Source organism: Marinactinospora rubrisoli, from assembly GCF_042664915.1.
Classification (GTDB): Bacteria; Actinomycetota; Actinomycetes; order Streptosporangiales; family Streptosporangiaceae; genus Marinitenerispora; species Marinitenerispora rubrisoli.
Genome location: NZ_JBHTBH010000011.1, coordinates 54,513 through 67,295, shown reverse-complemented (window position 1 = coordinate 67,295; position 12,783 = coordinate 54,513). Strand labels below are relative to the sequence as shown.

At 74.0% G+C, this 12,783-nt stretch carries 12 protein-coding genes; 8 read left to right on the top strand and 4 right to left on the bottom strand.

Going from position 1 to position 12,783, the window contains the following annotated elements; all coding sequences use genetic code 11:
- Nucleotides 1–66 precede the first annotated feature (66 nt).
- The 5 genes from ACFQRF_RS21305 (at nt 67) to ACFQRF_RS21285 (ending at nt 4,240) form a co-directional block, all read left to right on the top strand.
- On the top strand, nt 67–588 hold the full coding sequence (locus ACFQRF_RS21305) for a shikimate kinase (RefSeq protein ID WP_379873053.1): 522 nt from the start codon (nt 67–69) through the stop codon (nt 586–588).
- A gap of 191 nt (nt 589–779) precedes the next feature.
- The gene (gene aroB, locus ACFQRF_RS21300; protein WP_379872912.1) at nt 780–1,859 is read left to right on the top strand and encodes a 3-dehydroquinate synthase; all 1,080 of its coding nucleotides are present in this window, start codon (nt 780–782) and stop codon (nt 1,857–1,859) included.
- 468 nt (nt 1,860–2,327) lie between these two features.
- Nucleotides 2,328–2,891, top strand: a complete 564-nt coding sequence (gene efp / locus ACFQRF_RS21295) for an elongation factor P (RefSeq protein ID WP_379872911.1) — start codon at nt 2,328–2,330, stop codon at nt 2,889–2,891.
- Between the two features lie 43 nt (nt 2,892–2,934).
- Complete coding sequence (gene nusB / locus ACFQRF_RS21290; RefSeq protein WP_379872910.1) at nt 2,935–3,348, top strand: transcription antitermination factor NusB; 414 nt, start codon at nt 2,935–2,937, stop codon at nt 3,346–3,348.
- 76 nt (nt 3,349–3,424) lie between these two features.
- Complete coding sequence (locus tag ACFQRF_RS21285) at nt 3,425–4,240, top strand: methyltransferase domain-containing protein (RefSeq protein ID WP_379872909.1); 816 nt, start codon at nt 3,425–3,427, stop codon at nt 4,238–4,240.
- 342 nt (nt 4,241–4,582) lie between these two features.
- Here ACFQRF_RS21285 and ACFQRF_RS21280 read toward each other — a convergent pair whose 3' ends face one another.
- Nucleotides 4,583–4,864: a type II toxin-antitoxin system Phd/YefM family antitoxin gene (locus ACFQRF_RS21280; RefSeq protein WP_379872908.1), complete on the bottom strand. Its 282-nt coding sequence runs from the start codon at nt 4,862–4,864 to the stop codon at nt 4,583–4,585.
- A gap of 124 nt (nt 4,865–4,988) precedes the next feature.
- Here ACFQRF_RS21280 and ACFQRF_RS21275 point away from each other — a divergent pair, with 124 nt between their 5' ends.
- Nucleotides 4,989–6,257, top strand: a complete 1,269-nt coding sequence (locus tag ACFQRF_RS21275) for a DNA polymerase IV (protein ID WP_379872907.1) — start codon at nt 4,989–4,991, stop codon at nt 6,255–6,257.
- A 271-nt stretch (nt 6,258–6,528) separates the two neighbouring features.
- Nucleotides 6,529–6,921: a DUF3040 domain-containing protein gene (locus tag ACFQRF_RS21270; RefSeq protein WP_379872906.1), complete on the top strand. Its 393-nt coding sequence runs from the start codon at nt 6,529–6,531 to the stop codon at nt 6,919–6,921.
- A 176-nt stretch (nt 6,922–7,097) separates the two neighbouring features.
- Here the strand turns inward: ACFQRF_RS21270 and ACFQRF_RS21265 are convergent, their stop codons facing one another.
- From ACFQRF_RS21265 to ACFQRF_RS21255, 3 genes are all read right to left on the bottom strand, one after another.
- Nucleotides 7,098–9,389 (bottom strand): transglutaminase TgpA family protein, encoded by a 2,292-nt coding sequence (locus ACFQRF_RS21265; protein WP_379872905.1) that lies wholly within the window; start codon nt 9,387–9,389, stop codon nt 7,098–7,100.
- Nucleotides 9,386–10,621, bottom strand: a complete 1,236-nt coding sequence (locus tag ACFQRF_RS21260; RefSeq protein WP_379872904.1) for a DUF58 domain-containing protein — start codon at nt 10,619–10,621, stop codon at nt 9,386–9,388. The genes ACFQRF_RS21265 and ACFQRF_RS21260 overlap by 4 nt, the downstream gene beginning before the upstream one ends.
- Nucleotides 10,622–10,697: 76 nt before the next feature.
- Nucleotides 10,698–11,609: an AAA family ATPase gene (locus tag ACFQRF_RS21255; RefSeq protein WP_379873052.1), complete on the bottom strand. Its 912-nt coding sequence runs from the start codon at nt 11,607–11,609 to the stop codon at nt 10,698–10,700.
- A gap of 600 nt (nt 11,610–12,209) precedes the next feature.
- Here ACFQRF_RS21255 and mraZ point away from each other — a divergent pair.
- A complete protein-coding gene (gene mraZ, locus ACFQRF_RS21250) occupies nt 12,210–12,641 on the top strand; it encodes a division/cell wall cluster transcriptional repressor MraZ (RefSeq protein ID WP_379873051.1) in 432 nt (143 codons plus the stop codon).
- Nucleotides 12,642–12,783 lie beyond the last annotated feature (142 nt).

Below are 12,783 nucleotides of genomic sequence, written 5' to 3'. Positions count from 1 at the left end.
CCACCCCGGCCCGGCAAGCCCACCACGGACCTGTCCCGCCCTTGCCGGGCGGGCACACGAGGAGATCTGATGAGCGGACCCGTCGCGGTTCTCATCGGCTCGCCCGGCGCGGGCAAGACCACCGTCGGCCGCGCCCTGGCCGAGCGGCTGGGAACGGCGTTCATTGACACCGACGACGTGATCGCCGAGCGCGCCGGCAAGCCCGTCGCCGACATCTTCGTCGAGGACGGCGAGGAGGCGTTCCGCGCGCTGGAGCGCCAGGTGGTCGCCGAGGCGCTCACCACGCACACCGGCGTGCTCGCCCTGGGGGGCGGCGCGGTCCTGAACCCGGACACCCGCGCGGCGTTGCAGGGCCACCATGTCGTCTACCTGGAGGTCGAATTCCGGGACGCCGCCAAACGGGTCGGCCTCGACCAGTCCCGCCCGCTGCTGGCCGGCAATCCGCGGGCCAAGCTGCGCGCCCTCCTGGAGCAGCGGCTGCCGATCTACCAGGGGCTGGCCGTCAGCACGGTCACGACCAGCGGCTACCACCCCGAGGAGGTCGTCGACGCGATCGTCGCGGCGCTCCCGGCGCACGAGGAGGGGTGACAGCCTCCCGTGGCGGTGAACGGGGGGTTGGTCTCCCGTGGTGGTGAACGGGGGCTTGGCCTCCCGTGGCGGTGCACGCGCGTCGGCTCCCCTGACGGGTGATGGGCGACCATGCTTTCCGGTATGACGACAGACGACCCCTCCGCGGTGCGGCCTCGGCGGACACCCCCGCGGTGCAGGAAAGGACGACCATGACGGCCACCCGGATCGGTGTCGGCGGGACATCGGCGCCCTACGACGTGGTCATCGGCAGCGGTGTGCTCGGCGAGCTGCCGGGGCTCATCGGGCCGCGCGCCGAACAGGTCGCGGTGATCCACTCCGCGGCCCTCGGCGAGGTGGCCCGGCCGGTGATCGCGGCCCTCGCCGCAGCGGGCCACACCGTGCACGCCATGCCGGTGCCGGACGGTGAGGCGGCCAAGACGCCCGCGGTGGCCGCCGACCTGTGGGCGCGGCTCGGGCAGGCCGGGTTCACCCGCAGCGACGCCGTGGTCGGTGTGGGCGGCGGCGCGACCACCGACCTCGCCGGTTTCGTCGCCGCGACCTGGCTGCGCGGGGTGCCGGTGGTGCTGATGCCCACCACGCTGCTCGGCATGGTGGACGCGGCGGTCGGTGGCAAGACCGGCGTCAATACCGCCGAGGGCAAGAACCTGGTCGGCGCCTTCCACCCGCCCGCCGGGGTGCTGTGCGACCTGGCCACGCTGCCCAGCCTGCCCACCGCGGACTACATCGGAGGGCTGGCCGAGATCGTCAAGGCCGGATTCATCGCCGACCCGGTGATCCTCGACCTGGTCGAGGACGACCCCGAGGGCGCCACCCGGCCCGAGGGCCGGCACACCCGGGAACTGATCGAGCGGGCCGTCGCGGTCAAGGCGGACGTCGTCTCGGGCGACCTGCGCGAGGCCGGCCGCCGCGAGATCCTCAATTACGGGCACACCCTGGGCCACGCCATCGAGCGCGCCGAGAACTACACGTTCCGGCACGGCTACGCGGTCGCCGTCGGCATGGTCTTCGCCGCCGAACTGTCCCGGTTGTCCGGGCGGATCGACGCCGCCCTGGTACGGCGGCACCGCGACATCCTGGCCTCCGTCGGCCTGCCCACCGGCTACGCCGCCCAGGCGTGGCCACGGCTGCGGGAGAACATGCGAGTCGACAAGAAGGCGCGCGGGGCGACGCTGCGGTTCGTGGTGCTCGACGCCCTCGGCCGGCCGGCCATCCTCGCCGGTCCGTCCGACGACCTCCTGGACGCCGCCTACCGCGCGGTGGCGTCCTGACGGTGGCGCCTTAGGCATCGGGCTCGCCGCTGGGTGTTTCTGGTCGCGCTCGCCGTCTCGCTTTCCTCCGCCGCCGACGTGGGGGCCTCCGGCGGTTGGCGTCGACGGCTCCGGGCGCTCGGCGGCTCGCCGCTCTGTGCTTGTGGTCGCGCTCGCCGTCTCGCTTTCCTCCGCCGCCGACGCGGGGGCCTCCGGCGGTTGGCGCCGACGGCTCCGGGCGCTCGACGGCTCGCGCTCCGCGCGTGCGTACCTCGAACACCCACTAGACTGCTCTGTGGAACAGTTCCGGCCGCATCACGCATGCCCGGCGCCCGCAGCCCAGGATCTCGTGGCGCCGCCCGGCCGGGACGCAGAGCCGACACAGCCTCCGCCGTGAGCGCGCGTGACCCGCGCGCGGGGACGGACGCGGGTGCGACCGCGGCTGAGACGATCACCGATCCTGCCCGACCGCTGGGAGAGACGACCGAAGTGGCCACGACGAACGACCTCAAGAACGGCATCACCCTGAAACTCGACGGTGGCGAGCTCTGGAGCGTCGTCGAGTTCCAGCACGTCAAGCCCGGCAAGGGCGGTGCGTTCGTCCGCACCAAGCTGAAGAACGTCACCTCCGGCAAGGTGGTGGACCGGACGTTCAACGCCGGCGTAAAGGTCGAGGTCGCCAACGTCGACCGCCGCGAGATGCAGTACCTGTACGCCGAGGCCGACTCCTACGTCTTCATGGACACCCAGACTTACGACCAGCTCAACGTTTCGCGCGAGGTCGTCGGCAAGAACGCCGACTACCTGCTGGAGAACAACACCGCCACCGTCGCGGTGAACGAGGGAAACCCGCTCTACATCGAGCTGCCCGCCGCGGTCGAGCTGGAGATCAAGGAGACCGAGCCCGGCCTGCAGGGCGACCGGTCCACCGGCGGTACCAAGCCGGCCACGCTGGAGACCGGAGCCGTCATTCAGGTCCCGCTGTTCATCACCACCGGTGAGCGCGTCAAGGTCGACACCCGCACCGGCGATTACCTCGGCCGCGTCAACTGATGCCGGGGTACTCGGCCGCCGGCGGCCCCCAGGCGGGCGACCGATGAGCGGCGCGCGGCGCAAGGCCCGCAGACGCGCGGTGGAGGTCCTCTACGAGGCCGAGGTGCGCGGTGTCCCGGTGGCCACGGTCATCGAACGTCGCCGGGCGCAGGCGGAGCCGCCGATCAACGAGTTCACCGAGCAGCTGGCCACGGAGGTCGACGACCGGCGCCGGCGCATCGACGAACTGCTGAACGAGTACGCGATCGGGTGGACGCTGGAGCGCATGCCCGTGGTCGACCGCAACATCCTGCGGATGGGCGCCTACGAGCTGCTCTGGGCGAACGACATCCCCGACGGGGTCGCGATCGCCGAGGCCGTCGCGGTGGCCCGGGAGCTGTCCACCGACGAGTCACCGACGTTCGTCAACGGCCTGCTCTCGCGGCTCATGGAGAACAAGGCGACGCTCGCCCTCTAGCGCGGGGCCGGCAGGCCGCCCGGGACGGCGCCCGCCGCGCCGGTCCCGCCGTCCGGGCGGAGGGGAAGGAACTCTCGTGACCGACAACCCCGGCGTGCCCTCGAACGGCACGTCCGCCACCGGCTCGCACACCGGGTCGCGCACCGTCCCGCAGCGGGCCGCCACCACGGCGCGCACCGCCGTGGTGTGGAACGTGCTGCGCGGTGTGCTGGCCGATCTCGGCACCGAGGCCGGCGGTCCGCTGGAGATCGTCGACGCCGGCGGCGGAACCGGCGGCTCCGCCGTCCCGCTCGCCGAACTCGGCCACCACGTCACGGTCGTGGAGCCCAGCCCCGACTCGCTGGCCGCGCTGGAGCGCCGGGCGGCCGAGGTCGGGGTCCGGGTGCGGGCGCTGCAGGGGGAGACCGGCGACCTCGCCGACCTGGTCCCGGCCGGGCACGCACACCTTGTGCTGGTGCACAACGTGCTGGAGTACGTGGAGGACCCGCTGGCCGCCCTGCGCGACGTCGTGCGAGTCACCCGCCCGGGCGGCGCGGTCAGCCTGCTGGCCGCCAACGCGGTGGCCGGCATCCTGCACCGGTCCCTGGCCGGGCACTTCGAGGAGGCGCGCCGCCTGCTGGAGTCGGCCGACGGCCGATGGGGGCCGGCCGACCCGATGCCGCGCCGGTTCACCGAGCGGCACCTCACCGGCCTCGCGGCACAGGCCGGCCTGACGGAGACCGAGGTGCGCGGCGTCCGGGTCTTCGCCGACCTGCTGCCCGGCCGGGTGTTCGAGGGCGACCCGCAGGCCGGGCAGGCGCTGATGGAGCTGGAACAGGCCGCGTCGGTGCACCCGGCGCTGTCCGGCATCGCCACCCAGCTGCACGTGCTCGCCCGGCGCCCGGCGTCCTAGCCGGAGACCGCCCGCCTTTCTTGGTGACGCGGACGCCGACTCCGGCGTCCGCGGCCTGCCGAATCGGGGGCCGACGTCGCGGCGATGGCCGACGGTCAGCACCCGCGCGGCCGGTCGGCCGTCCTCGAAGGTGCGGGCGACGCGATCAACGCCGGTCCCGAGCCGCCAACGGGCCGCTGTGCCCTTGGATCACCCTGACATCGGAGCCGCGCCGTCGCGGCGTTCCTCCCTGCTGTGGAGGCCGGTCAGGTGACATGAGGACTCGCGGGGCACCCGGTCGCGGAAGTCGAGCACGTCCCGCCGAGCAGCCCCGGCGCGCAGCGCGTGTCCCGCCCATGAGGGTCAGCCGTGCCGAGCGCGATGCAAGGCGGCCATCTCTTCGAGCGTGATCGATCCTTCCGTACCCTCGGCTTCGGCTTCGTCGGCCAATCGGTTCAGCCAGGTATCTTCGGTGGCTTCCTCGATGTCGCGAAGGCGCTGGTACTCCTGGACATCGAGCACGACGGCCTCCTGCCTGCCCCGCCGCGTGATGATCGTCGGGACTCCCTCCCTGCGAGCGCGGTCGATGACGTCAGCCAGGTGGCTGCGAACCGCGGCCATGGATTCGATGACCGGATCATTCATGTCATTGATCTAGCAGATGTGCATTGCGGCCGGTGTCGACATGGCGCGGGCCGACGGACTCGACCACCCGGGCGGCCCGGTGCCGGATTGGCGCCGGACGCGTCGCAGGGAGCACACTGGTCACATGAGCCGACGCCAGCTGGAGCGCGGAGCGGCGCTGCGCGGCATGGTCGGCCCGGACGGGATCGAACCGCTGGCCGCCGGGACCGACTCCGACGCCGACTGCCGCATCCTGCACATCGACATGGACGCGTTCTTCGCCAGCGTCGAGCAGCTGCGGCACCCCGAAGCGCGCGGCCGGCCGGTGATCGTGGGCGGTACCGGCGCGCGCGGTGTGGTGTCGTCGGCCAACTATCTCGCCCGTGGATTCGGCGTGCACTCCGCCATGCCCATGGTCCGCGCGCTGCGGCTCTGCCCCGACGCCGTGGTGTTCCCGCCGGACGGCGCCGCCTACCGGCGGACTTCGGAGGCGGTCATGGACATCCTGCGGTCCGTCACCCCCGAGGTGGAGAAGCTGTCGACGGACGAGGCGTTCCTGGACGTCTCCGGGGCACAACGCCGACTCGGCAGCCCGGTGCGCATCGCGGAGCTGATCCGGCACCGCGTCCGCCAGGAGCAGCAGCTGACCTGCTCGGTGGGCGTCGCCGCCACCAAGTTCGTCGCCAAGCTGGCCTCCACGCACTGCAAACCGGACGGCCTGCTGCTCGTTCCCACCGAGCACGTCACGGCGTTCCTGCACCCGCTTCCGGTGGGCGCGCTGTGGGGCGTGGGTGAGAAGGCGGAGCAGGCCCTCACCCGGCTCGGCCTGCGCACCGTGGGCGACGTCGCGGCGGTCTCCCCGGAGACGCTGCGGCACGAGCTGGGGCACGCGCTCGGCGGGCGGCTGGCCGCGCTGGCGTGGGGGCGCGACGACCGGCCGGTGGTCACCGAGACCCCGGACAAGAGCATCGGCGCCGAGGAGACCTTCCCCCGCGACGTGGACGAGGTCGAGCTCATCCACCGGGAGCTGCTGCGGCTCTCGGAGAAGGTGGCGCGCCGGCTCCGTGCCAGTGGGCAGGTGGGGCGCACCGTCGTGGTCAAGCTGCGCCGTGCCGACTTCACCACCATCACCCGGTCCCGGACTCTGCCGGAGCACACCGACGTGGCACGCGAGATCAACGCCGCCGCGCGGGAACTGTACGCCGCGGCCGGACTGGAGCGGGTGCGGCTGCGCCTGGTGGGCGTGCGGGTCGAGGGGCTCACGGACGCCGCCACGGCGCCCCGGCAACTGGCGCTGGACGAGCCGGAGACCGGCTGGCGGGAGGCCGAGCGCGTCATGGACCGGGTCGCCCGCCGTTTCGGCGCCGGTGCGATCCAGCCCGCGGCGCTGGTGCGTCGCGATGACGACGTATGATGAGGCACTTTCGTCCCGTCTCATACGTTCGCAACGGAAGGGATGGGACGCATCCCACGCCGCTTTCCGCTGCTCGGCAGCGGATCACAGGGAACGAGGGAGCCGGTGGTTCGGGCAGACGGTGAGGGTAGTGTGACCCATGTGGGTCACCCGGACGCACATCTTTTCTTTTCACCGACCGCTAGGGCAACGTATTCTGGGCATATCACTGGCCGTCAGGTTGTTGCTCAGTACCCGCCACCCCACCCGGGGACTGTCATTGGGAGGCGCCGTGCCGCTCTCTGAACACGAGCAGCGCATGCTCGAACAGATCGAGCGGGCGCTGTATGCCGAGGACCCGAAGTTCGCCAACACCGTACGTCAGACGAACCCGAAGGTCCATTACAAGCGCTGGATCATCAAGGCGTCGATCGGCTTTGTTCTGGGCGTGTGCCTCCTCATGGGGGGCGTCATCGCCAAGGCGCCCGCCATCGGCGCGATCGGCTTCATCGTCATGCTGGCCTGCACGCTCTGGGGTCTCTCCGGATGGCGGCGGGTCGTGGGCAGCAGCCCGGACGCCGGCGGCGGAGGCACCCCGCAGCCCCGGCAGCGGCGTCAGCAGCGTCCCGGCATGATGAACAGGTTCGAGGAGCGGTGGCGCAGGCGCCAGGAGGGCGACCAGTAGCACCGGGCGGCCAGGCCCCCACAACGGGATACCGGCACGGATTCACGGACGGGCGTCCACACCGGCGGCAGCCGGGGCGGGCGCCCGTCGTCGTGTCCGGGGGCGTGAGACGTCGCCACCGCCTGCGTTGGCGGGGAGGGCGCCTCTGCCGGACCGCGTCCCCCGGCGGGGAGGGCTCAGCGCAGCGCCGGAAGCAGCAGCGCGCGCAGGCGGACGCGGCGGCTCCGGGTGGCGACCAGCGCGGCCCGCACCACGGCGCTGTCGGAGGCCAGGTCCTTGGGCACGTCCGGGACCGGCGCGTAGCGGGCGCTCTCCTCGGCGAGCGCGATCCGCAGCAGCGCCGCCCGCGCCGGGCCGGACAGCCCCGCCTGGGCGGTGAGCCGGCGGGCGGTCGCGCGCGGCGTCTCCGCCGGGTCCCAGTGCAGCCCGGAGTCCAGCACGTCGGCACGCAGTTCCCGCCACGCCGCCCGGGCCCGCGAGGCAGGAGTGGTGGCCCGCGCCCACCGGATCCGGCTGCGGATCAGCCGGGCCAGGGCGGGAAGGGCGAGCAGCGGCAGCAGCGCCGCCGCGGCCACCAGGATCCGCCACGCCGTGCCGGAGCCGGAACGCTCGTCGTCCGTGGCCGGCTCCGCGGGGCCGGCGGCAGGGCCGGCCGTCGCCGGCGGATCATCCTCCGGGGACGGCCCCGTGGGGGCCTCGGGCTGCCCGCCCGGGTCGGTCCCGTCGTCGGACTCGTGCACCGCGGGCGCGGAGGGCACGGCGTAGGCGGGCGTGGTCGCGCTCGCCTGGCCGGTGGCGGAGGCCGGCGTCGGCTCGAACCGCAGCCAGCCGACCCTCTCGAAGTACAGTTCCGGCCAGGCATGGGCGTTCTGCTCGGTCACCACCCAGCGGCCGTCGGCGGTCCGGGTGCCGGACGTGTATCCCACCGCCACGCGCGCCGGGACGCCGGCCTCCCTGGCCATGAGCGCCATGGCGGCGGCGAACTGCTCGCAGTAGCCGACGCGGTTGTCGAAGAGGAAGTCGACCAGCGGGTCGACCCCCTCGGGGACCGGTGGCGGGCGCAGGCTGTACTCGAACCGGCCGCCGGTGAACCACTGCTGCAGCGCCACCGCCCGCGCGTGCGGGCTGTCCGCGCCGTCGACGATCGACCGGGTGAGCTGGGCGACGCGCGGATCGAGCGAGTCGGGGACCTCCAGGTAGCGGCGGTCCACCGTCGCGACGGTGCTCGGCGGTGCCGCCGCCAGCTCCGCCGGGTCGGGGTCGGCCACCGTGCTGCGCACCTGGTAGGTCAGGCCGGCCGCCTGCTCCTGCGTGGCGAACACCATCAGGGTGGCCGGGTCGACGTACCATTCCCCGCCGACCGCCACCTGGCGCGCGGGGTAGGGCAGCGGCAGGAAGTCCACCCGGCTCGCGGTACCGGCCACGGTGATTTGGGTGGTCGCCGTCGCGGCGTCCGGGTCGCCGTCGTACCCCGGGGGCGCGGGCAGGTCGGCGTCTCCCACCCGGTTGCTCCGGCCCGCCTGCACCGGCGACATCGTCCAGTTCTGGCCGTCGAAGACGTCCAGCACGTGCATGCGCAGGTACTCCGGCCGGTCGGAGGAGGTGCGGTACTCCAGCACCTGGCGGTCCGCTGGCGAGGCGAGGTCGCGCCGCAGCGACACCAGGGGATGCGTGGTGATGAGCGTCTGTGCGCCGATCCGCTGCCCGCCGGCCAGCGCGTACACGGCGCCGTCCGCGAGCCCCGGCAGGGCCGAGGGCAGCAGCAGCGCGACGGCCAGCGCGGCGGCGGCGATGCCCAGACCGCCCCCGGCGTGGCGGGCGCCGTCCCGCAGCGCGCCGAGCCGTTCCCGCAGCCCGGCCCGGGACAGGCCGGGGGCCGAGGCGCCGGAGAACGTCAAGGGTGCGGTGCGGTCCCAGCCGTCGGCGGCGAGCAGCAGCAGGTAGCCGCCACCGGCGGAGGCGAACTCCACCCACCCGACGCCGCCCGGGTGCACGGTGAGCGGCACCAGGAACAGGAGCAGGAGCGCGATCCCCGCCAGGGCCGCGGTGCGCAACGTGACGGCGAACAGGTCGACCAGAATGGCGAACAGCGCGAGGCAGAGCGCCACCACCAGCGCCAGGCCGGTGCCGACCGGCACCGGCGCCGGATTGCGCAGGATCGCCGCCCACCCCTCCGCGGCGAGGGCGCGCAGGGCCGTCAGCGCGGCCGGCGAGGGAACGAAACCGAGCCAGGCGGTGCCGGGCGGGGCGAGCAGCGCGGTCAGCAGGCACAGCGCCGCGATCGCCTGCCCGGCCGGAACCGCCCAGCCGGGCAGCCGGGCGAGCCGTGCCGCGGCGCCGGTCAGCGCGACCACGACGACCGCCAGCGCGGCCGGCCGCCACCATCCTGCGCCGTCGAAGAGCGGGTGCAGCAGCGGCATGGCGGCCAGCGTCGTCACCATCGCGGCGAGCGTGATTCCCAGCCTCACCGCGGCGCCTCCCGCCGGCCGGCCCAGGACGGTAGCGCCCGCCACGCGGAGGCCAGCTGCTCGACGGAGTCGAGTTCGATCACCGACCAGCCCGCCGCCGCCAGCCGCTCACGGACCCGCGGCAGCGCCGCGGGCGCGCTCCAGGCGGCCCCACGGCACAGCACCGCGACGCGAGGGCCGCCGTCCGCGCCGCGGACGTCGGCGAGCGCGTCGGCCTCGGCCGCGCGGACGGCGCCGAGCACCGCGACGACCATTCCGCGCCCCGACGCGGCCGACCCGCGCAGCCGGTCGACGGCGCCGTGCAGCGCCGGGGACGGCGCCGGGCGGACCAGCGCGAGCGCGTCGAGCACGCGGTCCGCGCGGCCGACGGCGGCCACCTCGGTCGCGCCGGTGAGCAGCCGCAGCTCCTGGCCGGCCGCCAGCAGGTGGGCGGCGATCGAGGCGGCGGCCGAGATCGCCGTCTCCAGGGACGAGCCCGGGCCGTCGCCCCTGTGCGCGGACGCCCGCACGTCCAGCAGCACCGTGCTGTGCTCGCGCCAGCGCTGTTCCTCGCGGCGGACCATCAGCTCGCCGTGGCGTGCGGTCGAGCGCCAGTGCACCCGGCGCAGGTCGTCGCCGTGGCGGAACTCCCGGGGCAGCGTGTCGTCCTCGCCGGCGCCGGACATGGCGCGCACCCGGCCACGCGTGCCGCCGGTGGAACCGCCGAGCGGCATCCCGTCCAGCGCGACCACGGCGGGGGTGACCAGCAGCGCGACCCCGGACCCGACGCGCCACCGCACCCGCGCGCACCTCAGCGGATCGTCGAACGTCAGGGTGAGCGGCCCGATGGGGAAGCGTCCGCGCACCTGCGAGCGCACCCGGTACCGCAGTTCACGCTGCTCGCCCCGGCGCAGCCGTCCCAACGCGAAGCGCGGCGGGCCGCCGAGCGTGTGCGGGAGGGCGTCGTCCACGATCAGGCCGCCGGCCGGCAGCGCCGATCCGGTGTTCGCCACCCGGATGACCACGCGGGCGTCGCCGCCCACGGGCACCCGGGCGGGGGTCAGTTCGCGGTCGTGCGAGACCAGGCGTGGCGCGCGCAGCAGCGCCAGCGCCGACAGCAGCGGCAGCACGGTGACGAGCACGCCCACCCGCGCCAGGTCGCGGTCGCCCAGCGCCAGGGCGCCCGCCGTGATGAGCACGCCCGCGCAGAGGAGCATCCGGCCACGCGCCGTGAACGCGCGCAGGAACGTCACCTCGCCACCTCCCGACGGGGGCGCGGGACGTCTTTCGCCCGTTCGGTCATGTCGTTCCGGGGTCTCTGCGGTGCCGCTACCGCCGGTCGGGGACCGGGAGCCGGCCGACGAGGTCGCGGACGACCTGCTCCGGCGTCCGGTGTTCCAGTTGCGCCTCGGGGCTGGGCAGCAGCCGGTGTGCGAGGACCGGTACGGCCAGGGCCTGCACGTCGTCGGGGATCACGTAGGAACGGTCGTCCAGCGCCGCGTAGGCGCGGGCCGCCCGCACCAGGTGCAGGGTGGCGCGCGGAGAGGCGCCCAGCCGCAGGGCGGGGGAGGTGCGGGTGGCCGAGACGAGCTCCACCACGTAGCGCCGCACAGCGGGGGAGACGTGGATCGCGCGGACCCGTTCCACCATGGCGCGCACGTCAGCGGCGCTGGCGACCGGCCGCAGTCCGTCCAGCGGAGAATCCGCACTGTGCGCGTCGATCATGTCGAGTTCGGCCTGGGCACCGGGGTAGCCGACCGCGATGCGCGCCATGAACCGGTCGCGCTGCGCCTCGGGCAGCGGGTAGGTGCCCTCCATGTCGACCGGGTTCTGGGTGGCCACCACCATGAAGGGCCGCTCCAGCGGGCGGGTGACGCCGTCGACGCTGACCTGCCCCTCCTCCATGCACTCCAGCAGCGCGGACTGCGTCTTGGGCGAGGCGCGGTTGATCTCGTCGCCGACCACGATGTTGGCGAACACCGGGCCCGGCTTGAACTCGAACTCGTGGCGGTCCCGGTGGTAGACGCTGACCCCGGTGATGTCGCTGGGCAGCAGGTCGGGGGTGAACTGGACGCGCTGCACGGAGCAGTCGACCGACCGGCCCAGCGCCTTGGCCAGCATGGTCTTGCCGACGCCGGGGATGTCCTCGATGAGAAGGTGCCCCTCGGCCAGCAGCACGGTCAGGGCGATCCGCACGATCTCGGACTTGCCCTCGATCACCGTCTCCATGGCCGTCCGGATCCGGTCCGCGGTGGCGAGGACTTCCCCCGAGCCCGCGTCCCGGTCCGCAGCCGCCCGCGCTGACGCTGCCCCCTCCGTGGCGCGCGTATCGAGTGACACGTGTCCCCTCCCGCAGCGGCTGTTTTGTCGAATCGAGGCTAGGCGCAAAGCGGAGCTTTGCAAACCATGCCGGGCGCGCCGGTGCCGGCGCGGCGGGCCCGCCGCCGTGGGCCTTTTCCGGCCGGTCATGGCGGTGCGTGTCCGCCGCTTCCCGCTGCGCAGCCGCTCAGGCCGTTCCTTCCCGCCGTGGCGGCTCGTGCCCGCCGCCGGGAGCCCGGCGCCGGAGCCTCCCGGATCCCGGCCGTGTGGGACGGCTCACGTCCCGGCGTGTCCGGCCGGCCCGCGCCGCACGCCGCCCTCCGTGCTCCCGGAGCGCCCGTCGCCGCCCGCCGCGGGGCCGTCCCCGGCCGTGCCGCACGGTCACCCTCGGCTACCTGCGGTTTCGGTGGCGCCTCCGCGCTGTGCCGCGGGTTGAATCTGTTGACGGTGGGGGATAGTGGAGTACAGTGGAGCATCGTGGAGACGGGGACTGCTCCACTGGGGGTACGGGAGGTGGGCCGGATGTTCCTCGGCACCCACACTCCCCGCCTTGACGAGAAGGGGCGGTTGTTCCTTCCGGCGAAGTACCGCGACGAACTGTCGGGGGGGCTGGTGATCACGAAGGGCCAGGAGCGCTGCCTCTACGTGTTCCCCGTGCCCGAGTTCCAGCGCGTCACCGCGACTCTCCGCTCCGCGCCCGTCACCGCCAAGGCAGTACGCGATTACAGCCGCGTCTTCTTCGCCAGCGCGTCCGACGAGGTGCCCGACAAACAGGGACGCGTCACCATTCCGGCCGGCCTGCGCGGCTACGCGGGGCTGCGCCGCGAGTGCGTGGTCATCGGGGCCAACACGCGCCTGGAGATCTGGGACGCGGCGGCCTGGGCCGCCTACGAGGCCGAACAGGAACAGGCATTCGCGGATCTGTCGGAGGAGGTGTTGCCGGGGGTGCTGTGACCGCACGGCATCGCCGGTCGGCATCGACACCCGGCACGGTGATCCGGTGGTCACTGACCAAGCCCTGTCTGGTTACGGCCTCCAGACGCGTCCACCGGCCAGCTGACGCATCTTCCCCGGCGCCAGGTGGCCTCTCGGGGGC

What these genes read in the sequence shown, in the direction of transcription:
- ACFQRF_RS21275 (WP_379872907.1), top strand. Translation starts at nt 4,989, where the DNA reads ATGAGCCGACGCCAGCTGGAGCGCGGAGCGGCGCTGCGCGGCATGGTC.
- ACFQRF_RS21280 (WP_379872908.1), bottom strand. Translation starts at nt 4,864, where the DNA reads ATGAATGATCCGGTCATCGAATCCATGGCCGCGGTTCGCAGCCACCTG.
- aroB (WP_379872912.1), top strand. Translation starts at nt 780, where the DNA reads ATGACGGCCACCCGGATCGGTGTCGGCGGGACATCGGCGCCCTACGAC.
- nusB (WP_379872910.1), top strand. Translation starts at nt 2,935, where the DNA reads ATGAGCGGCGCGCGGCGCAAGGCCCGCAGACGCGCGGTGGAGGTCCTC.
- mraZ (WP_379873051.1), top strand. Translation starts at nt 12,210, where the DNA reads ATGTTCCTCGGCACCCACACTCCCCGCCTTGACGAGAAGGGGCGGTTG.